Annotated in this window: 19 protein-coding genes; 8 read left to right on the top strand and 11 right to left on the bottom strand. The window is 45.2% G+C overall.

All coding sequences use genetic code 11. The features are described 5' to 3' along the window. The first annotated feature begins 52 nt into the window (after positions 1 to 52). Both AAHN97_RS11690 and AAHN97_RS11685 read left to right on the top strand, forming a co-directional pair. Positions 53 to 3013: a ligand-binding sensor domain-containing protein gene (locus AAHN97_RS11690; RefSeq protein ID WP_343307795.1), complete on the top strand. Its 2961-nt coding sequence runs from the start codon at positions 53 to 55 to the stop codon at positions 3011 to 3013. A 52-nt stretch (positions 3014 to 3065) separates the two neighbouring features. Continuing rightward, positions 3066 to 3683, top strand: a complete 618-nt coding sequence (locus AAHN97_RS11685) for a response regulator transcription factor (RefSeq protein WP_343307794.1) — start codon at positions 3066 to 3068, stop codon at positions 3681 to 3683. Positions 3684 to 3965: 282 nt separating this feature from the next. Here AAHN97_RS11685 and AAHN97_RS11680 read toward each other — a convergent pair whose 3' ends face one another. Further along, the gene (locus tag AAHN97_RS11680) at positions 3966 to 4490 is read right to left on the bottom strand and encodes a DsbA family protein (protein WP_343307793.1); all 525 of its coding nucleotides are present in this window, start codon (positions 4488 to 4490) and stop codon (positions 3966 to 3968) included. A 5-nt stretch (positions 4491 to 4495) separates the two neighbouring features. Then, complete coding sequence (locus AAHN97_RS11675; RefSeq protein ID WP_343307792.1) at positions 4496 to 4957, bottom strand: redoxin domain-containing protein; 462 nt, start codon at positions 4955 to 4957, stop codon at positions 4496 to 4498. 152 nt (positions 4958 to 5109) lie between these two features. On the opposite strand from AAHN97_RS11675, the gene AAHN97_RS11670 reads away from it, so the two are divergent. From AAHN97_RS11670 to AAHN97_RS11660, 3 genes are all read left to right on the top strand, one after another. After that, positions 5110 to 5238 carry a hypothetical protein gene (locus tag AAHN97_RS11670; RefSeq protein ID WP_343307791.1) on the top strand — a complete coding sequence of 43 codons (129 nt, stop codon included), beginning with the start codon at positions 5110 to 5112 and terminating at the stop codon, positions 5236 to 5238. A 301-nt stretch (positions 5239 to 5539) separates the two neighbouring features. Continuing rightward, entirely contained in the window at positions 5540 to 6811 is a 1272-nt protein-coding gene (locus AAHN97_RS11665) for a hypothetical protein (protein ID WP_343307790.1), read from the top strand. Positions 6812 to 6835: 24 nt separating this feature from the next. Further along, positions 6836 to 8092 (top strand): C1 family peptidase, encoded by a 1257-nt coding sequence (locus AAHN97_RS11660; protein WP_343307788.1) that lies wholly within the window; start codon positions 6836 to 6838, stop codon positions 8090 to 8092. A 77-nt stretch (positions 8093 to 8169) separates the two neighbouring features. On the opposite strand, the gene AAHN97_RS11655 is transcribed toward AAHN97_RS11660, so the two are convergent. The 5 genes from AAHN97_RS11655 to AAHN97_RS11635 form a co-directional block, all read right to left on the bottom strand. Next, positions 8170 to 8832, bottom strand: coding sequence for an SGNH/GDSL hydrolase family protein (locus AAHN97_RS11655; protein WP_343307787.1), 663 nt, complete (start codon positions 8830 to 8832; stop codon positions 8170 to 8172). A 62-nt stretch (positions 8833 to 8894) separates the two neighbouring features. Beyond that, positions 8895 to 10160 (bottom strand): serine hydrolase domain-containing protein, encoded by a 1266-nt coding sequence (locus AAHN97_RS11650; protein ID WP_343307786.1) that lies wholly within the window; start codon positions 10158 to 10160, stop codon positions 8895 to 8897. A 12-nt stretch (positions 10161 to 10172) separates the two neighbouring features. Beyond that, on the bottom strand, positions 10173 to 10967 hold the full coding sequence (locus AAHN97_RS11645) for an SDR family NAD(P)-dependent oxidoreductase (protein WP_343307785.1): 795 nt from the start codon (positions 10965 to 10967) through the stop codon (positions 10173 to 10175). 227 nt (positions 10968 to 11194) lie between these two features. Then, positions 11195 to 12361: a hypothetical protein gene (locus AAHN97_RS11640; RefSeq protein WP_343307784.1), complete on the bottom strand. Its 1167-nt coding sequence runs from the start codon at positions 12359 to 12361 to the stop codon at positions 11195 to 11197. After that, entirely contained in the window at positions 12348 to 13328 is a 981-nt protein-coding gene (locus tag AAHN97_RS11635) for a DUF2157 domain-containing protein (protein WP_343307783.1), read from the bottom strand. Before AAHN97_RS11635 ends, AAHN97_RS11640 begins: the two co-directional genes overlap by 14 nt. A 132-nt stretch (positions 13329 to 13460) precedes the next feature. Here AAHN97_RS11635 and AAHN97_RS11630 point away from each other — a divergent pair, with 132 nt between their 5' ends. Further along, positions 13461 to 14570 (top strand): DUF2911 domain-containing protein, encoded by a 1110-nt coding sequence (locus AAHN97_RS11630; RefSeq protein ID WP_343307782.1) that lies wholly within the window; start codon positions 13461 to 13463, stop codon positions 14568 to 14570. On the opposite strand, the gene AAHN97_RS11625 is transcribed toward AAHN97_RS11630, so the two are convergent. Then, positions 14567 to 15424 (bottom strand): pirin family protein, encoded by an 858-nt coding sequence (locus AAHN97_RS11625; RefSeq protein WP_343307781.1) that lies wholly within the window; start codon positions 15422 to 15424, stop codon positions 14567 to 14569. The two genes, AAHN97_RS11630 and AAHN97_RS11625, sit on opposite strands and share 4 nt — an antisense overlap. A gap of 13 nt (positions 15425 to 15437) precedes the next feature. Next, positions 15438 to 16250 carry a glycoside hydrolase family 16 protein gene (locus AAHN97_RS11620; protein WP_343307780.1) on the bottom strand — a complete coding sequence of 271 codons (813 nt, stop codon included), beginning with the start codon at positions 16248 to 16250 and terminating at the stop codon, positions 15438 to 15440. A 41-nt stretch (positions 16251 to 16291) separates the two neighbouring features. Here AAHN97_RS11620 and AAHN97_RS11615 point away from each other — a divergent pair, with 41 nt between their 5' ends. Next, positions 16292 to 17401 (top strand): helix-turn-helix domain-containing protein, encoded by a 1110-nt coding sequence (locus tag AAHN97_RS11615; protein WP_343307779.1) that lies wholly within the window; start codon positions 16292 to 16294, stop codon positions 17399 to 17401. A 51-nt stretch (positions 17402 to 17452) separates the two neighbouring features. After that, positions 17453 to 19330 carry a M1 family metallopeptidase gene (locus AAHN97_RS11610; protein WP_343307778.1) on the top strand — a complete coding sequence of 626 codons (1878 nt, stop codon included), beginning with the start codon at positions 17453 to 17455 and terminating at the stop codon, positions 19328 to 19330. A gap of 61 nt (positions 19331 to 19391) precedes the next feature. On the opposite strand, the gene AAHN97_RS11605 is transcribed toward AAHN97_RS11610, so the two are convergent. After that, positions 19392 to 20675, bottom strand: a complete 1284-nt coding sequence (locus AAHN97_RS11605; RefSeq protein ID WP_343307777.1) for a M64 family metallopeptidase — start codon at positions 20673 to 20675, stop codon at positions 19392 to 19394. A gap of 19 nt (positions 20676 to 20694) precedes the next feature. After that, positions 20695 to 21402 (bottom strand): hypothetical protein, encoded by a 708-nt coding sequence (locus tag AAHN97_RS11600; protein WP_343307776.1) that lies wholly within the window; start codon positions 21400 to 21402, stop codon positions 20695 to 20697. Positions 21403 to 21545: the final 143 nt, after the last annotated feature.

Here is a 21545-nt window from a genome sequence, read left to right as displayed (position 1 = left end):
GTGAAAATATACCGCAGTAATGACCCGCTTCCTGTTATGCTTCTATCTATGTATGTTATCGGAAACCTTATTCGCCAATAATGGTTTTCGTTTTCGTTATATAGACCTGCCTAACACTTTGCGGGAAGGTAATATCAAAGATATGGAGATAGACCGGCATGGTCTTTTATGGATCAGTACCAGTCGCGGTCTCCACCGGTACGACGGCAACCGCCTCCTCACTTTCGACCTGGTCAGTAAACCCGCTATCATCAATATTGCCATCACAAGATTGTATGCGGATAGATCGGATAACCTATGGGTGGGCACACAAAGCGGTATCAGTAAATTTGATCTGAAGAACTGGACCACTACTGCTATTAATCAAAAGGGCCAGCCGGGGCGGCCTGCCAGGAGCCTGTTCGTAAAAGAATTTTATGAAGCAAAAGACGGCACTATCTATGTTGGCTCCAGTGATGCAAAGATCTACCGCATTGTGAAGGACCAGCTGGAACTGGTAGCGGACCTTACAAAGATCAATCCTAATCCCTCCGGCTTATCGTCTATTGATATGATCCGTGAAATTGAAGGAGGGGAGTTGCTGGTTACCTGCAACGGAAAATTTGTGACCCTCAAAAAGCAGAACGGAAATTATACAGTGAACCGGTATTATTCCATGCCGGAGATAGATGGGCATATCAGTAAAGAGGTCTTTTATCACCCTTCCGGCAAAGTGATCTTTTATGTGGAAACACGTGGCGTATATACATTGAACCTGCAAACAAGCAGTGTTTTACCTTTGGCATATGCTGCCAAAGACAGTATTACAAAGGAAGACAGGGCTTACCTTTTTCCATTACCGCATAACCGGCTGGGGATCTTTTTCAACAACCGCGGCTTTTTTTCTTATGATGTGAACGATGCAACCGCACAGGCTTATGCGCCGGGCCTGGCAGATTATTTCAGGAATATCAGGGTAAGGTATATCCGCGAGAATAAACGGAAATTGTATTTCGGTTTTCATAAAGGAATTGCAGAAGTGCAGCAGGTGAATTCTCCTTTTAGGAATACACTCAGCACACCTTCCATAGAAACTTCCCCGCTTAGTATCCGCAGCATTTACCGGCATGCTGATGGCATGTTCTATATCGGATCTTATAAAGATGGTTTTTCCCGTTTGAACATGAACACCGGTGAACGGGAGGTACTGTCTAAAAAGATCGTATATACTTCACTGCTATGGTCAAAAGACCGTTTGCTCCTGGCCACAGAAGGAGATGGCCTGCAGTGGTTTGATCTGAAAACACAAACGATGCGGCCGCTGCTGCTGGATACCACTAACCTGCCCTTTAATAAACGGCCGCATAACAGGTATATGCTGAGCCTGAACAGGGAGAATGATTCCATGGTATGGGTAGGTACTTACTTCGGCGTATACCTGTTAAATGTGAATACGGGCATTTCCCGGACGGCATTCAAAGGTGCTGCTGAAGAAATTCTCCGTCAGTCCAAAGTATACGATATCATTATTCATGGTAGTAAAAGATATTTCGCCACACTGGAAGGCATCTTTGCTTATACACCTCAAAGCGGCCAATTGATAAGGCTCTTCGAAGACGGGGATGCTTCCCATGCAGGAGGGGATTATTATTGTATAGAACCTGTACAGAAGGAATTATGGGCAGGCACAAACGGAAGGGGTATACTGGTGTTTAATGAGGATGGAAAGGTATTGCGGGAAATAAATGTCAGTGACGGCCTCGCGGGTAATGCGGTATATACGTTGATCAGGCGGGGAGAAGAAGTAATAGTAGGAACAGATCAGGGGCTGAGCCTGATCAATATACATGATCAGCATATCCGCAATTATACCCGGCTGGATCACCTGCCTTCCAATGAATTCAATCACTCGGCTTTCCTTACCTATGATGACCAGGTTTTTCTTGGAACACTGAACGGTATCACTGCATTTACGGTGAATGACCTTAAAGCATATAAACCTGCAGATACACTGGTATCACTTTGCTTTACAGACTTCACAACAGGTACCAGGAATAAGCTGCTGCATGATTTTACCATGCCTTACAAACCTTTGACGGCCATAGAGGTGAACCCTGAAGTACAATATTTCTCCCTGCGTTTCGGAGGGGTGGATAATGCCATAGAGCAGCTGCATTATTATTACCGCTTAACAGATAAAGCGGCATGGCAGGAGATAGGGCGGCAACACGAAATGAGTTTTGTGGGTCTTGCCCCGGGAGATTATAACCTGGAACTGGTGACCCTGCTGCCGGGAGAGAAGGTATACAAAACAATTATGTCCATTCCGCTGATCGTGAACCCTGCTTATTATCAGACCTGGTGGTTCAGGATCTTAGTGTTGCTGGTACTCACAGGTATAGGTTGGCTGATCTTCCGCTACCGCATGCGGGAGCTGTTGAAGGAACAGCAGCTGAGAACAAAGATTGCCGGAGACCTGCATGATGAGGTGGGGAGTTCCCTTACCCGCATTTATTTTCAGGCAGACAGGCTGAGTACGCAGCCCGGAGATGCAGCGTCTTTGCAAAAGATAGCCGCTTCCAGCAAAGATGCACTGAGTACCATGAGCGATATGGTATGGTCCATCGACTCAAGGTTTGATACAGCGGCAGATCTTGTTTCCCGGATAAAGGACCATCTTATGAACCTGCAGAACGACCTTGATCTCACCTGTTCACTTACACTGAAAGGAGATTATGCGGCACGTTCACTGAGCCAGATGGTACGGCAGAACTTTTTCCTGATCTTTAAAGAAGCGGTGAACAATGCAGCACGTTATGCCAGCGAGCCGCATATGAAAATAACGCTCACATTCGGGCCGGAGATTGTATTACAGGTGAGCAATGTGTATGATGGCAGCAGGATGAAGATGAAGCATTACCAGGGAGGGCAGGGCTTGCAGCATATGCAGTTAAGGGCCGCGAAAATGAAAGGAACACTGGAGGTGCATGCAGAAGAGAAAGTGTTTGAGCTTTGTTTGACAGTACCGGGGTAGGCCCCCCAAAGTAGGGATGGCGCTGTTTCACTTATATTATCATCTTTGTTTCATGGTACATTTAGGCATTATAGAAGACGATGCGGAGATCAGAAATACACTGGTTGAATTCTTTAATGATCAACCCGGCTTTACCTGTGTTGTTACCGCCGGTACGGTAGAAGCCTTTATGCATACCTGGGAAAATGATGTACGCCTGGATATTGTACTCTCAGACATTGGCCTGCCCGGTGAATCCGGTATTGCCGGCATCAGCCAGATAAAGAAACGTTCCCCGCAATGCCAGGTGGTGATGCTCACGGTATATGATGATCCGGACAGGATCTTTCAGGCCCTGTGCGCCGGTGCTACCGGTTATTTACTGAAACAAACACCTTTATTAAAGATAAAAGAAGGCCTGCTTTCCCTGAATGAAGGAGGTGCGCCCATGTCTCCGGGGATTGCACGTAAAGTGGTCGCTTATTTCAATCCTAAAACCCCGGATACCATCCCTTTAAAGATCACTCCCCGGGAAGCTCAGGTGGTGCAGGCCATTGAAGAAGGACTGACCAATAAAGAAGTAGCTATCCGCCTGGGCATTTCTCTTGAGACGGTTAAATCCCACATCAAAAGCATCTACCAGAAGCTGGAAGTGAACAGCCGCCATGCCATTATCAGGGGCAAATACTAAGCTCTCCCCCAAAGTAGGGATACCCCGTTAACTTTTTATCAGCTTTCTTTACAACGACATATTGTGTTATCCCAAATCTATGTGACTCAATCAACAACAACACTTGAAATCCTATAGTTTCTCTGCCTCATGAAATAATGGTAATGCAAAGTGGCCCGGACAATTCTACCTGTCCGGGCAATTACCAGCCTCGGGTTTAAATTTTCCGTACTTTAACAAGTCTATTATGTTTTATGATGAAAATAGGCTTACATCTGCTCACATTCCTCACCTTTTCCCGTACTATTGTGCTGCAGCCGTAATGGCTTCAGATAAGGAAGCGGCATCGTAGCCACCGTTATATTTGCTGCCGTTGATAAAGAAGGAAGGAGTGCCATTCACGCCACTGCGTACACCACTTTCAAAAGAAGCATCCACTTTTTCCGCCAAAGATTCATCTTCACTGTCTGCTTCAAAAGCTTTTATATTCAGCTTTAACTTACCGGCAAACTTTACAAATGCTTCAGGGCTTAACTCATTCTGGTGTTCAAAGATCATATCATGCATTTCCCAGAACTTATCCTGCCTTGCCGCGGCTTCTGCTGCTATTGCTGCAGGAATAGCCATGGGGTGTGAATTGGATAAAGGGAAATGACGGAAGATGAGGCGCAGGTCTTTGCCATGCATCTGTTGTAATTGCTTTAAAATAGGATGCGCTGCGCCACAATGGGGGCATTGAAAATCACCGTATTCTACAAGGGTAACAGGTGCATCTGCAGCACCTTCTGCATGATCTTCTTTATTAACCGGCGGGGTAAGTTTAGCCATGATCGTTATTTTTGGGTGATGGTCTCCAGCGCTTCAATGATCCCGTCTGCACCCGGATTGATGCCGATGGGGGAGAGATAATGCCAGCGTACGATCCCTTCTCCATCCAATACATATAAACCTCTTTCACATTGGCCTTCTTTGGCATCGTATACATCATATTTCTTGGCTACTGCTCCTTTGGGCTCAAAGTCGGAGAGGAGGGGGAAATGCAATTTCCTGTCCTGCGAATAGGCGGTATGACTCCATGCGCTGTCCACAGAAATGCCCAGGATCTGCGCATCGTATTTTCTGAAGATAGATAACATCTCATTGTATAAAGCCATCTGGTCGCCGCAAACAGGGCTCCAGTCTGCCGGGTAAAAAGCCAGTATTACATTCTTCCCTTTAAAATCCTGTAAAGATACTTTTTGATCAGGGGTGGAATGAAGTGAAAAGTCAGGAGCTTGGGTTCCTATTTCTAACATGCAGCACATTTTATTAAGCGTGAACAATAAGGGGCCTTTTAATATAGGCCTTTTTAATACGCTGCTGCAGACCTGCAACAGCTACATCTGTTAATTTACCTAACGTTAATCACAGCCAGGATGTTTATGATACTTAAAAAAAATATCCCTGTATGGCGTACAAATTCCGTTCCATTTACCGCAGTGCAACTGTTACCAGTTTATCAGACACCGGGCAACCCAGTAATGGGAATAAAGTTACCCAACCTGTACAGGAAAAGACTTTGCCATATCCTTTTTAACTGGCAGGAGGCCTTACGGCTCCAGGGTACGAATGAAGGCCTTTTTTGACAAAGTAGTGAGTATTTTAAAAGGCTTCTAAATAACCATACTACGAATGTTGGATTTGCGGGTAAGATTATTTAATGTATTTTTATCTTAAGATAATCAATTAATGCTTAAGACTTTAGTGTAGCCCCGCGTATTATTCAGCATTTATAATTTTAGCCTTATACCTAATTGGAAGAACACAACCATCGTGTATTACTTATTCCAATTTACTAAAATGCCTTTCCTGTATCTATTCATTCCCAAACTACACACATGCGAAAAACAGTATTACTATTAAGCATCATTATGCTTACTCAGACCATTTATGCACAAGACATTCAGGTTTATCATGGGCGAAAAAAAGAGACCACCGTGTACAATTCGAAAGGTGAGTCAGTAACCAATTACCGTCTTTATAAAAAACAGAAAGATGCCGTTAGTATTCGCATTCTGAATCCGAATCCCATATTCTACAAGTATGAACTTAAATACCAGGAATCGGAAATTGAAGCTGAATCAAAAGAAATTACCGATTTACTGGTGCAGATCAGCGTTGCATTGGTAGCACGCACTACTCCTCCGGTAGCTGGCGCTGCACCAGGTGTTGAGCCCACTTATAAAATTTATCAGGATGCATTGAACAAATTGCTTGACGAAATAAATACTGCCAAAAAATATGTCGCAGGCTCTGATAATCCTGAATTACCTAAGGAAGCCAGGGAGTTCAGAAGAACAGGTGGTTTACGCAAAGCAATAGATCAGATAGATGCATTACCTGCAACGGCTAACCACTTTAATGACCCTAAGTTACTCGACAACCTGAATACCCTTTGCAACCAGATTGTGAATATCGATGACTACATTAAAAAAGGGTTGCTGTTATTAAATACCAGTATTGTTCAGAATGTAAATAATATTAAAAAGTCGGCTACTGATCAGGCCGTGGCAACAGTAATCACGGCAGATTTTAATGTGACGGAGAAAAAGGGTGAAATTTACCTCGTTATCAGCAAAGCTGATCCCAATGCCACAGTTAAAAGGGATTTTCACTCAGGCACCGAACAAATAAAGCTGGCTACCGTAATCCCTTATTATGAACGTGCAGTATTGGAAATAGTACCTGTGGGTAATTTCCTGTTTGCCGGACAGGAAAAAGAGTTTTTCATAGAGAACAATATTGTAGGAAGCCGTGAAGTTAAAAAAACACGCTTCATGCCAGGTGTGGTGCTAAATGTGAATGCATTCCGGTTTGGCGAAACCAGGGAAATGTCGCTGGGATTTGGCCCCGGATATAACTTCACAAGTGCAAACAATGCATTCAATAACTTTTACTTATCCACGCTTTTCTCTTACAAGAATATTATCCGCGTTGGTGCCGGTTTTGGCTTTGCACAATATGCTGATGGGTTGAAAGATGGCGCCACTGTAGATAATCCACTCCCTGCCAAAATTGAAAACCTGGATAAAGTGATTGTGTATAAAGAAAAGCCCACTTTCTTTCTCACTATTGCCATTGCCGGTCTGAACCTCACTAAGAAAAATTAACCCTTATACCTTCAATTAATTTCCATGAGAGCATTACTTATAATTACTACCCTTTTAATTCTCCAGGGGGCAGAAGCCCAGGTTACAGGCCTTCGCATTCCCACTGCTGATCAAACCGGTAAGGTCGCTAAGGTGCGGCCCAGGGCTGGTGTACCACCCCAATCGCTGCCGCTGGAAATAGACCTTGCGCCATTAACGCCACCACCAGGAAACCAGGGTACCATTCAAGGTTCCTGCGTAGGTTGGTCTGTAGCCTATGGTATGACAAGTTACCTTAAAGCCCGGCAAATGGGATGGAGTGTTTACAGGCCGGATAACACGGCAAACACAAACAATATCCTTAGCCCTGCATTTTTGTATAATCAAATGAATACAGACCCATCCTGCAGAAGCGGCCTGCTTTTATTTGAAGCCATGACGTTTGCTGAAACAAACGGCGCTATCCCGATTTCGCAATTTGCATACGATGGTACCAGGTGCAGTCGCAAACCCACACCACTACAGCAACAAGTTGCGAAAACTTACCGTACTATGGCGCACAACCGTGTATTTGATGTATTCAGCGAGCCGGGCACTATTGTGAACACGGATGTAATAAGGCAACATCTTGCAGACAGCAATGTTGTGGTTTTAGGCGTACACCTGGATAACAGCTTTTTACATAATACATATGGTGACCGCTCCAACCCTTCGCAGCCAATTGTGTGGAGTACGTTCACGCCTGATTGCCCGCTGGAGTCCTGCTATCATGCCATGCTTTGTGTTGGGTATAACAATGAGATCAATGCATTCAAAGTAATGAATTCCTGGGGAACGGAACACGGGAACGATGGTTACGTTTGGATCTCATATGATGTATTCCGGCAAGCGGTGAAGGAAGCATACATTGGATATATGCAACCACGTAACGCGACCTTTGCGCAGGTGCGATCGTTTATATCCACAGTCGTGCCTGGTGAAAAAAGCCTGCAAAATGAAATTTCAGATATTAATTGGATCAAAAAAGGTTACTACCGCCGTTATAATGATCTAAGGGTAGGTTGCGTAGATCTTAACGAAAGTGATAGTACTGCGATAATCCGTCTTACCAATACTGCTGATAAAGTGGTTATTTCTACTGTTGAATTAAAAGTGGGCGATGACTTTATTGAATTTGAATACGGAGGTAGAACTATCAGTATCAGAGCGCGCGGCATCATCAATGCAGGCCTTAATCCTCGAACCAAAGCGGTAGAATACGAACTTATTTACCGTAACAGTACCGGCGTTCCGTTCAAATAGCTTTAACTGCAGCTATATATGTCAGCGGATAACGTTGTATCACAACGTTATCCGCTATGTTTTTCTACGGGTATACCTTAAAGCTTAGCAATAATATCCGCTAAATTCTTTGCCACCAGCGCATTTCCCTCTTTGTTCAGGTGCACCCGGTCCGAAGTGAGGATCCCTTTTTCATTGTTCTCCGCATTATGCTGAAGGTTGTAGTCCATAAACAATTTGCGCAGATCACACAAAGGTAGTTTTGTATCCTCGCTGATCTTGCGGATCACGTTGCTGAATTTATTTAAGTCTGCATCCTGGGCATTTTCTCCATCCTTCTTTTCTCCGATCACTGCAGGTGTGCATAATACTACTTTCGCATTGCCGGCCTGGATCTTTTTGATCAGTGCACGGTAGAACTTTTCAAATTTATCCAGGTCAGTGCCGGTGCCATGTGAGCTTTTATGCCATACATCATTTACACCGATATAGATCACTACAATGTCAGGCTGTTTATTCAGCACATCGTCTTCCATGCGCAGGTAAAGATCATATACTTTGTTGCCGCCGATGCCGGCACCTATCAGTTCATATCCATCTGCAGGAAGCATGGATTTCATCTGCGTAATATATCCTTCCGGGCCTACACCTGCCTGCGTAATGGAATCACCAAAGAAGATCACTTTTTTCTTTTTGGCCGGAGTAAAAGAGAATAAGGCCAGGGCACTGCAAACGAGGAACATTGTTGAGAGTCTTTTCATTGGAATTGATAATTTGCAAAAAAGTACGCATTATCAATTTATGATCAAAACTTTCCCGCCATTTAATCCTTCAATGCCTGGTAGGTCAATACTTTGAATTCCTCTCCGATGCTGTACCAGGGAGACAAATACTCCTGTGTGAACAGCAGCCCGATCAGTTTTTCCTGTGGGTCCACCCAAGCATGTGTATTGAAGGCGCCGCCCCAGGTAAATGAGCCAATGCTAAATGGAGAGAGGTAATCGTTTTTAGCTGTTTCCACCGCAAAACCTCCCAGGCTGAACTGGAAGTCTTCCGCCTGTGCGGGATTGGGGGAGATGCCCATCTTATCTGTGAGTTGATTCGTAAGCATGAGTGCTACTGTTTTCCGGCTGAGGATCTTTTTATCTTTATATACCCCTTTATTTAACAGCATGCTGAGGAAGTGTGCATAATCTTCCATGGTTGAACTAAGCCCTGCACCACCGGATAGATAGCTGCCCTGTAAAGTGGGGAATAAAGGGTTTACGCCTTCATACAGCGGGTGTGTTACTTTATCCAGACTGCCTTTATTCCATTCATACAGGCTCACTAAACGGGCTTGCTTTTCTTTCGGGAGATGGAAATAAGTGTCTTTCATTTCCAGCGGTTCAAAGATGTGTTGCTGCATGTATACATCCAGTGGCTGGCCGCTCCATATTTCTATGAGATAACCCAGCAGGTCTGTATTCAAACCATAGGTCCATGCCTCTCCGGGATTGTGTTGCAGCGGGAGGCTGGCCAGGAGGGTCATCTTTTCTTTCAGGTTGGAAACGTGTGTGCCAATGCCACTGGGCACACCTGCTTTCTGATAGATCGCCCACATTACGGGATCGCTGAAAACAGCAGGGTAGGCGATACCGGAAGTATGCCTTAACAGGTCCCGGATGGTGATCTCCCGGGATGCCGGTTTACTGGTGTAGCTGGAATCTTTTGGGTTGAAGGATACCAGTACGCTCGGGTTTTTGAATGCGGGGATGTATTGGCTGACTGCATCATCCAGCAGGAACTTCCCATCCTCCCATAATTGCATCACAGCCAGGCTGGTGATAGCTTTGGACTGGGAGGCGATGCGGAAGATGTCTGTAGTCTGCATCTTTCTTTTTGAAGCCACATCTGCATAACCGAATGCATTTTTATAAATGACTTTCCCGTTGCGGATAATGAGTGCGGTAGCACCGGGAATATGCTGTTGCGCCATGTGGCGCGTAATGAGAGAATCTATTTTACTGAATTCCTGTTGTGCCCGGGAATTTTGGGCAATAGAAAGGAAGGCTGCTCCTGTGAGGAGCAGCTTTATGAGGTGTTTCATCTTAATATTGGTTTAAACGATAGATTTCACCAATCCTCCGTCTGCCCGTAAAGCAGCGCCATTGGTGGCTGCGGAAAGCGGACTGGCTACATAAGTTACGAGGTTGGCTATTTCGGATACATCCGCAAAGCGCTGAATGAGAGAAGAGGGGCGCATGGTTTTGAAGAAATCCTTCTCTGCTTCTTCCGGTGTGATCTGTTTGCTGATCGCCACCTGTTTAATAAATTCCACCACACCTTCGGATTTTGTAGGGCCGGGCATCACCGTATTCACGGTTACATTGGTGTTTTTGGTGAGTTCTGCCAATCCGCGGCTGATAGAGAGCTGTGCTGTTTTAGTCATCCCGTAGTGGATCATTTCTTCCGGAATCATCACGGCAGATTCACTGGAGATGAAGATGATCCTGCCCCAGTTCTGTTGCAGCATATGTTGGAAATAGTGGCGGGATAAGCGCACACCACTCAGTACATTCACTTCAAAGAAACGGAGCCATTCTTCGTCTGTTATTTCTTCGAATGGCTTAGGTTCAAAAATACCTGCGTTGTTCACGAGGATATCTACCACCGGCAGCTTTTCGATCAGTTTATTGACGTCTGCCGCTTTTGAGAAATCTGCGGCCACACCTGATACCGTAGCTCCGGGTACCTGCTGTTGGAGTTTCTCCACCGCTTCCTTCACCCGGTCTTCCGTTCTGCCATTAATGACTACGGAGGCCCCTTCTTTTAACAACTGTAATGCGATGGCAAAACCGATCCCTTGCGTAGAGCCACTGATAAAAGCCGTTTTTCCTTTTAATTGTAAGTCCATCTTGTGTTTGTTTTAACGGGTACAAAGTTCAGTACTATTCTGGTATAAATAATATAGGATTACTTATGGGTATCTATTATTAAACTGATGGATAGGGGTAAAAAGGGGACAGAATTGTGCAAAAGTGTATTAATCTTTGCTTTATGGTTGTGTAATCCTAGCTTCATCCTAGCTTCAAAGTTGTGCAAATAGCAGGGATGAAGCTAGGATAAAGCAAGGATAAAGCTTCAGTAACTATCAGAAGCACCCCCTCCGCCACCTGTTCCGCCTCCAAATTTAAAGCTTTCGTCCGGTTGGGGAGTAGTGCTCATGGTTTGGGCGATCACCAGGGATTCCAGTTGTATGGCGCCCTCTGCATCAGTCTCTTCTTCCTCATAGGTAAAGCCATATTTAGGTTCTTTCAGATAGCGGATCACCCCATAAGCCAGTGCGATCATCAGGATGCCTCCGAGGGTCATGGCTCCTTCAATAGGCATAACGCTATGATAGTAACGGATGGTGAATACAATGGCGCCCACGAGTACAAGTCCTGTGCGGAGCAGGATGGCATCTTTTTTACGGATGCCCAGGAAGATATAGATCAGCGGAATAATAACGGTAAAGATCCAGAAAAGCCAGCCTCCGGGAATGCTGTCTTCCGGCGCCAGGTGCATGCCGAACATTTCATTACCCACTTCTCTTACTACAAAGTAATTCCCGCCGATGTATAAGCTGAGCAGGGAGGCAATGGATACTAAGTTCAGGCAGTTAAAGTAAGGGCGGTTGCCTTCTTTTTTAGATAAACGTGCTGCCGTGAGGTATACCAGCAATGAGGCAATCATCACCACAAATGGCATGATCATTTTAGCGATACTGCCCAGTTGTAAGGTGATGCAGAACAGCGTACCCAGCAGGCCGATAAAAGATACAACGGCCATGAGACTATCCAGGAAACGCAGGGCGAAGTAACCAGCCAGCAGGCACACAATAATGTAATAGATGGGCTGATCACCATCCCATTGGCCAAGCAGTATAAAAGCTGTGATCACCAAAGCCCCCGCCATCCACATTAACGCTTCATCCACACCGGCGCCAAAATGTTTTTTCTCTTTTACAATGAGTTCCAGGCAGCCATAAGCTACCAGCGCAAAAAAGATAGCAATGCCGCCGAATGTTTCTTCATTCAGGGCACTGGCCATGAACAGCAGCAGCAAACCGAATGAAAAAACACCTATCACGGCCGTGGCCAGGAATAACCCGATACGGATAAAGATATTAGGCGTATATAATCCTGTAGGATATTGTGCTTTTATTTGCTGCAGCTCTTCCTTCGTAATACACGCTTTTAAACAGGCTTCTTTTGCATCCTGCCGGATCCAGCTGTTTTCGAGGTCAATCTTTTTATAAGCTATCATGCTGTTTTACTTTTTTGTTGAGGTGAACAAGGAGTACCACTAAACCAATGCCGGAGCCAACGAGGTAGAACAGTGCCAGCGCAATGGTATCCAGGTCCTGGATGAATAAGGAACGCAATACTACATAGGTAAGCCCCACATAAGCATAGAGAATGGTGATCAGTAAAAAGTAAAAGGAACGGTTCTTTAATGCCATGGTATAAATAGCAAAAGCAACACCGGTAAGTATCAGGAACCAGAGCAGGTACATATGCTCAAACACCACCATTGCAGAGATCAGGGAGATGAATAAAATATGCGTACCGAAGTTGTGATAAGTGAACGAGAAGTGTTGCTTGATGTTCTTTCTTGTACTGAATAAACCTGCTGCAATCAGGAACACGCCTAAAAACAAACCGGTATAGATCAGCCTGTCGCTCGTGAAATCATTTTGTGAGAAGATATGATAGGGCGTGATAGAAACACCCAGCCAGGCAGCAAAGTTGGTGATCGCTAAACTGAGTACGCCGATATGATCAAAGTAATAAGCACTGAACGATAAGAGCACCATCGGGAAAAAAGCGGCCAGGCCATAACGTGTGCCAAAAACATTGTATTGCGCCTGCATATAGGAGATGAAGGTCACGAACAGCAAACAGCCCAGTAATACACTGTAATCGAAAAGACTGTTAGGTGAAAGTACCTTGTGCCAGGAAAAACGCGGTTTATGGCGTTGTGCGTAATAAAAACATCCCAGGCAAAGGGCGGCAATGGTAAACAAAATAGCCTGGTGCCCGATGGTATCGATATTCTTGTAGATCAGGATGCCCAGCCCGCCGCTGAGTAACAATACGCCCAGGTAGAGGATGGTCTTTAATTCCCAATGCAGGGAAAAGAGCTTTTTGCTTTCCGCAGCTTTTACTTTTTGGAGTGATTCAGGGGAAACAAGGCCTTCTCCTGAAAGTTTTTCAAACAATTGTATGTTCATATTTTCCTTAATATGGCGAAATATAGGACAATTTTAGCATTCCTTTCATCCAGAAATGCTAACCCCTGATCACATTTTAGCAGAAATGCTCATGCAGGCAGTTTAGATTACAGGTACAAAATCTTATTGCTTATGAAAACATTAACCTTCACCATTTGCCTAACGTGGTGCGTAACATCCTTATTTGCACAATCCTTATTAAACATCCCTCACCAGGGAGGTAACAAAAAAGCCGCTGTTTCAGAGCGGATCGGTCTCACAGAAGTAACCATTCATTACGACAGGCCCGGTGTGAAAGGCCGGGAGGGTAAGGTCTGGGGACAACTTGTTCATGTTGGATTTGAGAACCCCGGTTTCGGTAGCAGCAAATCTGCTCCCTGGCGTGCCGGTGCTAATGAAAACACCACCATTGAATTCAGCAGCGATGTAAAGATCGAGGGACAGCCCCTGGCTAAAGGAAAGTATGGTTTCTTTATTGCTTATGGCCCTGAAGAGTCTACCCTTATCTTTTCTAAAAACTCCAGCTCCTGGGGGCATTATTTTTATGACGAAAAGGAAGATGCCCTGCGGGTAAAAGTGAAACCCGTAGCATTAGATACGAGTGTAGAATGGCTGAAGTATGAGTTTTTGAATGAAACGGATAACTCCGCCACCATTGGCCTGGAATGGGAAAAACTGATGATCCCTTTCAAGGTAGAAGTGAATGTAGTGGAAGAACAACTGGCTTCCATCCGCAAGGAATTACGTTCTGAAAAAGGTTTTATGTGGGAGAGCTGGAATCATGCCGCAATGTACTGTATAGAACACAACACCAACCTCAATGAAGCGCTGCTCTGGACAGATACAGCAACAGGACCTAATTTTGGCGGAGAAAAAAGCTTCGGCGCATGGAGCACCAAAGCGCAGGTGCTTTCCAAACTGGGTCAGGAGGCTAAAGCTGCGGAGATCATGAAGAAGGCGTTGCCTTTCGGCAGTGTGAATGATATACACCAGTATGGCCGTCAGTTACTGGCACAGAAAAAAAGCAAAGAAGCACTGGAGATCTTTAAGATGAACCATGATCATCATCCTAATGAGTATACTACACTGATGGGGTTAACACGTGGTTATTCCGGTGCAGGGGATTATAAAAATGCCCTCAAATTTGCAACGCAGGCACTGGCAGCAGCTCCCGGCGCGGACGCCAAAAAGCAGCTGCAACAGCACATTGCGAAGTTGAAAGAGGGAAAAGATATTAATTAGTATTGCAGTGTTCCGAACAGGCCATTTTTGTAATCGGAGATGGCCTGTTCCACTTCTTCCGCCGTATTCATCACAAAATTATCCTTGGCAGCTACGGGTTCATCGATCGGTTCTGCGGAGAGGAAGAGGATGGCTGCATCCTCCAGCGCGGTGATAACGATCTCATCATTTTCTTTTTCAAAAACGATCAGGTTATGGAAGGGAACGGCATCTCTATCATTAGCGGAGATACTGCCTTTTGAAACATATAGTAATGCCTGGTAACCTGGTGTTGCATCTATCTTCACCGTTTTACCTTTTTGAATGGTACCAATGATAGCAATAACAGGCGTGAAGCTTTTCATGGGGCTCTTTTTGCCTTCATATTCCCCACTGGCCAGCCTTAACTGCACACCTTCCTGTTCCAGCACTACGGGCAACTGATCTTTTACAGCAGATTGGTAATAAGGATCATCCCACTTATTAGCTTTGGGTACATTCACCCAGATCTGGATCCATTCCTGTGTACCGCCTTTTTCCAAGATCGCTTTGGTAGGCCCTTCGCTGTGCAGCAATCCTTTTCCTGCAAACATCCACTGAATGCCACCTGCGGAGATAGTACCGGAATGGCCGGCATTATCCATATGATAACCTTCTCCCTGTATGGAAAAAGTAACAGGGGAGAACCCGCGATGCGGATGTGGGTGAATACGCAATTCCGATCCGGGTTTTATCACTTCCGGGCCAATGTGATGGATCACAATAAAGGGGTTGGCAAATCTGAAATCTTTATGCGGCAAAGGCTGTATCACTGTTTCTTCTTCGGTGATCTTTTTCTCCCGGCCCAATAATACGTGCAGGATCGCTTTTTTCATATGCTTTATCTATTTACTGGTAAACTCTAACGTAATCAACAATGAACTTAGCCGGAATGTTTTCAGCAGGTATTTCTTCGCCTGCCTGTCCTAATGCGAAGTTGAGCAGTAAAAAGAAATTCTCCTTAAAGGGATTATCTCCACGATGTACATTGATGGTTTTGCTCATATCCACCTGGTTCAGTTCTTTACCGTCTACAGAGATCACCATTTTCTGCTCATCCCATATCAGCTGCCATTCATGGAACTTTTCTGCCCAGGCGGCACCACCCATATCTGCCACAGGCCATTTTGCTTCGTCCCAGGCGGATGACTTTTCTCCTTCCCAGCAGGCATTGGCCAGCAGGTTGCCACGGTAGTATTCCATGATATCTACTTCACCGCAGGCAGGCCAGCGGGTGGCACCTTTTTTATTGCCCAGCATCCAGAAGGCGGGCCACATGCCTTTGCGGATATCTATCTTTGCCCGCATGGTCACCTTGCCATATTTGAAATCAAATTTCCCTTTTGTGATCAGGCAGGCAGAGGTATATTCTGCATATTCCCGGTTCCGTTGCCAATGTTTGCTGGTGGAATCGTAGCTGGTGTTCTTTTTTCTTTCCTTTTTAGCTTCAATGATCAGGAAGCCGTCTTTACAGCTGGCATTTTCCGGCTGGTACCATTGCGGTTCCTGGTTACGTACAAAACCGTATTCATAATCCCATTTTGCAGGATCGGGCGCGCCATCCTTATTGAATTCGTCTGCCCATACGAGTTTATAATTATCCTTCGCCGGTATAAAGGAAGAAGTAACGAGTGCTGTTAAAATGATGATGATATGTTTCATAGATAATAAAGTGTTCTTTCAAATTTATATCTTTAAGTGGTATGAAACTGGATGTTTTTTCACTGATCGTGTTATTGGGTGCGCTACAGGCTCTTTTCTTCGGCCTGTACCTTTATTTTTCTCCCGGTGATAATAAACTGCAGAAGCGTTCGCTTGCTTTCTTCATACTCATATTGAGTTATAATGGTTTTGAAACACTGAACTGGAGTTCGGAACTTTTCAGGTTCATGTACCTCTTTAACCTGTTCCCTTTTGTATTGATCTTTGGATTAGGGGCATCCTTTTATCTCTACGTGCGTTCTTTTCGCACAGCTGTTCCCATCCGCAATGCCTGGCGGTATTATATATTCGTGTGGGCGGCTTTTACGATCCGGGCATCTTTATTAGTGATCTGGATCCTGCATGTGAATGGTAAGCAGGTTATTCTTGATCCCTTTTTACTGGATGCCTGGTATGGCACCATCCTGGAACCACTGAGCGTGATCGTTTTTACGGTCTTTTATATCATGGCCCTCCGGGAGTTCCGCTTACTGACCAGGATGCAGGAAGAAGAAAAAATGGTCACCCGCTGGCTGAAACTCCTGCTGACGGTGATGGGTGTATTTGCTTTACTCTGGATCTGTACGGTGGGGCTTCCCTTCTTTATGAATATAGGCGCAGAAAAGTATTATGTGATAGAGATTTCCCTGGTGGTCTTTATTTATTGGATAGGATACACCAGTTACCATCGCACCCGGGTTATTTATATCATCCAGCAAAAGAAAACCCAGTCTTATTTTGACAACCTGCCGGCCGCTGAAGTGGACAGCTGTATAAGCGCCTTACAGCAGGCCATGGAAAAAGACAAATTATACTTAGACCCTGAGTTAACCACTGCCAGCCTGGCAGCACATATCGGTGTGCATCCCAAAACATTATCCGCGGTCTTGAACCAGGGATTACAAAAGGGGTTTTCGGAATATGTTAACACCTGGCGGGTGGAAGCAGTTAAACAAATGATCCTGGACCCTGCGAACCGGAAGATGACCATTGCCGGTATCGCCTATGATTGCGGGTTCAATTCCCAGCCAACTTTTCAACGGGCATTTAAGGCCGTAACCGGGCAAACTCCCCGCGATTTCATGCAAAATACTATTCAAATCCGGAATTGAATAGGCCACAGTCGGGCTTTTTCATTGGTTTGCAGTCTAAACTGGAACCATATGAATATTCGGATGATGATCCTCTTTTTATTGCTGGCGCAATTTGCAAAAGCCCAACAAAGCAGCTTTGCGGGTACGTATCAATTTAATTTAAACCCCATCCGCATTTTTGCCGTGAAGGAAGAAAATGATTCCCTGCGCTTTTCCGAGAACGGGAAGAATTTTCTTACCATGTTCCCCCTCGGCGGAAATAAATACAGGATCGATGTAGTGAAACCAGAAGCGATCGTGGAGTTCACTAAAAGTAAAATGATCGTTCACCAGGGAGGAGGAGATTATGATTGCCTGAAAATATGGGATATGCCAAATTTTCCGAAAGCCAAAAGAATACCCAACCGGAAGAACGGTTTTACCCGGGCAGATACTTTACGGGGTAAGCTGAGCCCGCTGAGGTCCTGTTACGATGTTATCTATTATCACCTTACGGTAGAAGTGTTTCCTGCCACGCATACGCTCCAGGGGAATACCCTCATACGTTTCAATACGGTCAGCCCTTTCCGGGAATTACAGGTAGACCTATATGAGAACATGCCCATTGACAGTATTATATACAAAGGCCAGTCCTTAAAGTATACGAGGGAATTTGATGCGGTATTTGTACAGTTCCCAGCACTTATTCCAAAGGGCAGCAAAGACGAATTCAGGGTGTATTATCATGGCCAGCCACAGGAGCCGGATATGACGGTTGGTATGAATGGTGGTGTGCTGTGGCGTAAGGATACAAGCGGAAAAACCTTCGCGCAGGTAGTGATGCAGGGCTCCGGCGCCAGCCTCTGGTGGCCGAATAAAGATCATCTCTCCGATGAATCAGATAGCACACTGATCAGTGTGATCGTACCGGATGATGTGCAGAACATCTCTAATGGCAGATTACGGAATAAGGTAAACCTCCCTGGCAACAGGACCTTAACAGAATGGTTCGTGAGCTATCCCATTAATAATTACAACGTCACCTTCAATATCGGGGACTATGCTCATTTCTCAGACACCTATGGTGATCTCACACTGGATTATTATTGCCTGCCCACTCACCTGGAAAGGGCACGCTGGCTCTCCACAAAAGTGAAACCAATGCTGGAGCAATTTGAGAAACATTTTGGCCCCTATCCATTTAAACGGGATGGTTTTAAACTGATAGAAACCCTACATGCCATGGAGCACCAGAGTGCTGTGGCCCTGGGTGGCTTTTATGGAGATACCACAGAACTGATGAGACTGATGTGGCATGAGGTTGCGCATGAATGGTGGGGGAACAATGTGTCCATGAAAGACTTTGCAGATTTCTGGCTGCATGAAGGTTTTGCTACCTATGCAGAGAAAATGATGGTAGAGTACAAGGATGGATATGAGGCAGCATTAAAAGCGCTGGAACGGGAAAAGGCAGATAATAAGGAACCCATGATCGGAGAGTATGATGTGAACCATGTTTTTTACAACCTCTATGATGTGTATTCCAAAGGTTGCCGGGTGATCCATACCCTGCGGAGTGTGCTGAATAATGATACACTGTTCTTTGACATACTGCGCGGCATCCAGAAAGATTTTGCCTGTAAAACCGTTACCACGCAGGAGATAGAAACCTATATCAGTAAAAAGGCCAACATGGACCTCAGGGCTTTCTTTGATCAATACTTAAGGACCATCAAAGTGCCCGAACTGGCCTATTACATGGAGGGTAACGAATTGCATTATAAATGGAATAACACCGTTCCCGGATTTAAGATGCCGGTGAAGGTGATGCTGGATAATGAGATGTATGTATTCCTCTATCCTGAAAACGACTGGAAATCCATCACCACTAAATACCTGAAAGAGAAGAGCTTTAAAGTGGATAAGGATAATTTCTATGTAGAACTGAAGAAAGAGAAGGCCCGGTAGATCCGGGCCCTCGGGCATTCAGGAATTATGCTTCTAACTATTGGAAAGGAAAAAAAATTATTTAGTACATCGCCACCTCTTTGTTGTTGATGAACAGGTTGGTTTTGATAGTAGACACTTTACCCTGGCTGGCTTCACTTTTGGCAGATACTTCCACGAAGTAATTGGTTTTACTGCCTGATTTACGGCTAAAGGAAAGTTCTATGCCTTTTTCAGAACCCTGGCCCATGGTTACTACTTTACCGGTGGCATCGATCACTGATATATTGAACTCACGGGGATCGATACCTTCCAGTACCACACGGATAATATCATCCCTGTTGAAATCCGGCGGGCAGAAGGGGCAGCCTGGAATTGGCCAGCGGAACCTACAGCGCCAGTTGATCCATTTAAAGCGGTCCAGGTTTTTGAGGATGGCGCAGAGTAAACCTGCCGGATCAATTTCACAGGGTGTACATTTTCCGGTAAGGATGACATTCATTTCCTGGTTACAGGCTGCACAGAACTCATTGAGATCACGCATCTGGCAGTTGAACTGCGCACGGTAAATACCAAAACGGTAGTATCCGCCGCCTTCCCATAATCCTACTACACCTGCAGGTACGTTGGAAGTGGTAGGAAGGGGAGTAGCTGCATTAATGAATGAACCCCATTTGATAGTGGCGCGGTTTGTATTGATGGTGAGGTTTTTGGCAGCAGGTTCTCCCCAGGCTGCCTGGTAGGTGCGGTTATCATCTGAACCATCGCACATGTAACAATCGTATTCATCTGCGAGCCCGCCTACTTTATGTCCTAATTCATGCGTAATGATACCGGCAAAACCTTCAGAGATAGAAGAGAAAACAAGCCCTCCGGCACAACCGCCCCATTGCGTATCATTCACTAATACAAATACGGCATCTGCTGCGGGGGCAAAATTGCCTGCTTCATAACATTTAGCAGGAGAACTGCTGGTGATACATCTTTCCGCTTCCATGGCTGCGGGATTACCATACCGGCAATCCAGTTCCGTGTTAACGAAAACCCCATCTGCGGGATGGTCTACGCCGGATTGGGCAGACACCACATTCACGCGCCAGATATTAAAGGCACACATTCTGCTGCCATAGGGTTGAAGATTGCGTAATGCCTGAACGGCTTGATCTACCGCTGTATTGAAAGCAGCCTGTTGTGCAGCGGTGAATCCGTCACCTACAAATACGATATCGTATTTCACAGAAGCAGAACCGTTATTAAGTATGGGTGTGTAGTTGAGGGCCCCATTCCTTTGTATATTGATAGCACCGCTTACGCGAACGGATATTAAGATCAACAACACGCATAATCCTTTAACAAGTGTTTTCATGATGAAAGAGATTTAGGGGTTAGTTATTAAAGGTTACTTCGGAAATTAATTTGCGTGCGCTGCTGAAATTACCGGAAGTAATGCTCAGGTTACTGTCTGGCTCATAGAATTTGATCGTGAGCTTTCCTTTTGCATTGGGGATGGTAATGGAAAAGAAGGAAGGCATGTGTTCATGCATGGATTCCCGGTGGATCACTTTGGGTTCCACAAATACTTCCATGGCGCCGGGATGTGCTACCGTGCCCGTCATTACCAGTGCGCCTTTTGCATCCAGTACATCAAATGCCAGCATGCGGCCTTCTGTGCCCTGGTATTGTTCTACGGCATTATTGGTGCCTTTGCTGGTGAGTACCCTAAACTCTTTGCCCTGCATACTGAAGGCGATGGATTTAGCGGAGTTATCCTGGATCGTGAATTCTGATTCGCCCAGAATTTTATCTTTCCGCTTTACCTGCAGTTTTACTTTTCCGGCAGGCGCATCCGGTACCAGCACAGCAAGATCTCCCTGCTGGCCCAGCCCGGTAATGAGGGCCGCTTCTTTTCCAAAGCTCACTTCCATACCGCTGGTATCTACTTCTGTGGTATCAGAGAATTGAATGAGTACAATTTCCCCGGGGGAGGAAATATCTGTTGAAACAGTGAAAGAAGTGGATTGCCCGGTCTTCCGTATACAGGCTACTGCAAAGAGCATGAGCAATACGGCCGTTATGCAAATAATTTGTTTCATAGAAATTGAATTTGGGGTGATTCTGATGCAAGTAACGTTTAAGATGCTTTTTAGAACAGGTAATTAATACGTTTTTACGATAGGTATTAATACGCAAATAAATAGTTGCCTTTGTCAAATAAATTAGTTGACAAAAACAACTA

It is taken from the genome of Chitinophaga niabensis (assembly GCF_039545795.1).
GTDB lineage: Bacteria > Bacteroidota > Bacteroidia > Chitinophagales > Chitinophagaceae > Chitinophaga > Chitinophaga niabensis_B.
This window is presented reverse-complemented; position numbering and strand designations above follow the sequence as displayed.

Excerpts from the sequence above, each read along its gene's own strand:
- AAHN97_RS11680 (WP_343307793.1), bottom strand. The coding sequence starts at position 4,490 with ATGGCTAAACTTACCCCGCCGGTTAATAAAGAAGATCATGCAGAAGGT.
- AAHN97_RS11675 (WP_343307792.1), bottom strand. The coding sequence starts at position 4,957 with ATGTTAGAAATAGGAACCCAAGCTCCTGACTTTTCACTTCATTCCACC.
- AAHN97_RS11650 (WP_343307786.1), bottom strand. The coding sequence starts at position 10,160 with ATGAAACACCTCATAAAGCTGCTCCTCACAGGAGCAGCCTTCCTTTCT.
- AAHN97_RS11690 (WP_343307795.1), top strand. The coding sequence starts at position 53 with ATGTTATCGGAAACCTTATTCGCCAATAATGGTTTTCGTTTTCGTTAT.
- AAHN97_RS11640 (WP_343307784.1), bottom strand. The coding sequence starts at position 12,361 with ATGATAGCTTATAAAAAGATTGACCTCGAAAACAGCTGGATCCGGCAG.
- AAHN97_RS11620 (WP_343307780.1), bottom strand. The coding sequence starts at position 16,250 with ATGAAACATATCATCATCATTTTAACAGCACTCGTTACTTCTTCCTTT.
- AAHN97_RS11625 (WP_343307781.1), bottom strand. The coding sequence starts at position 15,424 with ATGAAAAAAGCGATCCTGCACGTATTATTGGGCCGGGAGAAAAAGATC.
- AAHN97_RS11655 (WP_343307787.1), bottom strand. The coding sequence starts at position 8,832 with ATGAAAAGACTCTCAACAATGTTCCTCGTTTGCAGTGCCCTGGCCTTA.
- AAHN97_RS11685 (WP_343307794.1), top strand. The coding sequence starts at position 3,066 with ATGGTACATTTAGGCATTATAGAAGACGATGCGGAGATCAGAAATACA.
- AAHN97_RS11615 (WP_343307779.1), top strand. The coding sequence starts at position 16,292 with ATGAAACTGGATGTTTTTTCACTGATCGTGTTATTGGGTGCGCTACAG.
- AAHN97_RS11665 (WP_343307790.1), top strand. The coding sequence starts at position 5,540 with ATGCGAAAAACAGTATTACTATTAAGCATCATTATGCTTACTCAGACC.
- AAHN97_RS11600 (WP_343307776.1), bottom strand. The coding sequence starts at position 21,402 with ATGAAACAAATTATTTGCATAACGGCCGTATTGCTCATGCTCTTTGCA.
- AAHN97_RS11630 (WP_343307782.1), top strand. The coding sequence starts at position 13,461 with ATGAAAACATTAACCTTCACCATTTGCCTAACGTGGTGCGTAACATCC.
- AAHN97_RS11670 (WP_343307791.1), top strand. The coding sequence starts at position 5,110 with ATGGCGTACAAATTCCGTTCCATTTACCGCAGTGCAACTGTTACCAGT.
- AAHN97_RS11635 (WP_343307783.1), bottom strand. The coding sequence starts at position 13,328 with ATGAACATACAATTGTTTGAAAAACTTTCAGGAGAAGGCCTTGTTTCC.
- AAHN97_RS11610 (WP_343307778.1), top strand. The coding sequence starts at position 17,453 with ATGAATATTCGGATGATGATCCTCTTTTTATTGCTGGCGCAATTTGCA.
- AAHN97_RS11660 (WP_343307788.1), top strand. The coding sequence starts at position 6,836 with ATGAGAGCATTACTTATAATTACTACCCTTTTAATTCTCCAGGGGGCA.
- AAHN97_RS11645 (WP_343307785.1), bottom strand. The coding sequence starts at position 10,967 with ATGGACTTACAATTAAAAGGAAAAACGGCTTTTATCAGTGGCTCTACG.
- AAHN97_RS11605 (WP_343307777.1), bottom strand. The coding sequence starts at position 20,675 with ATGAAAACACTTGTTAAAGGATTATGCGTGTTGTTGATCTTAATATCC.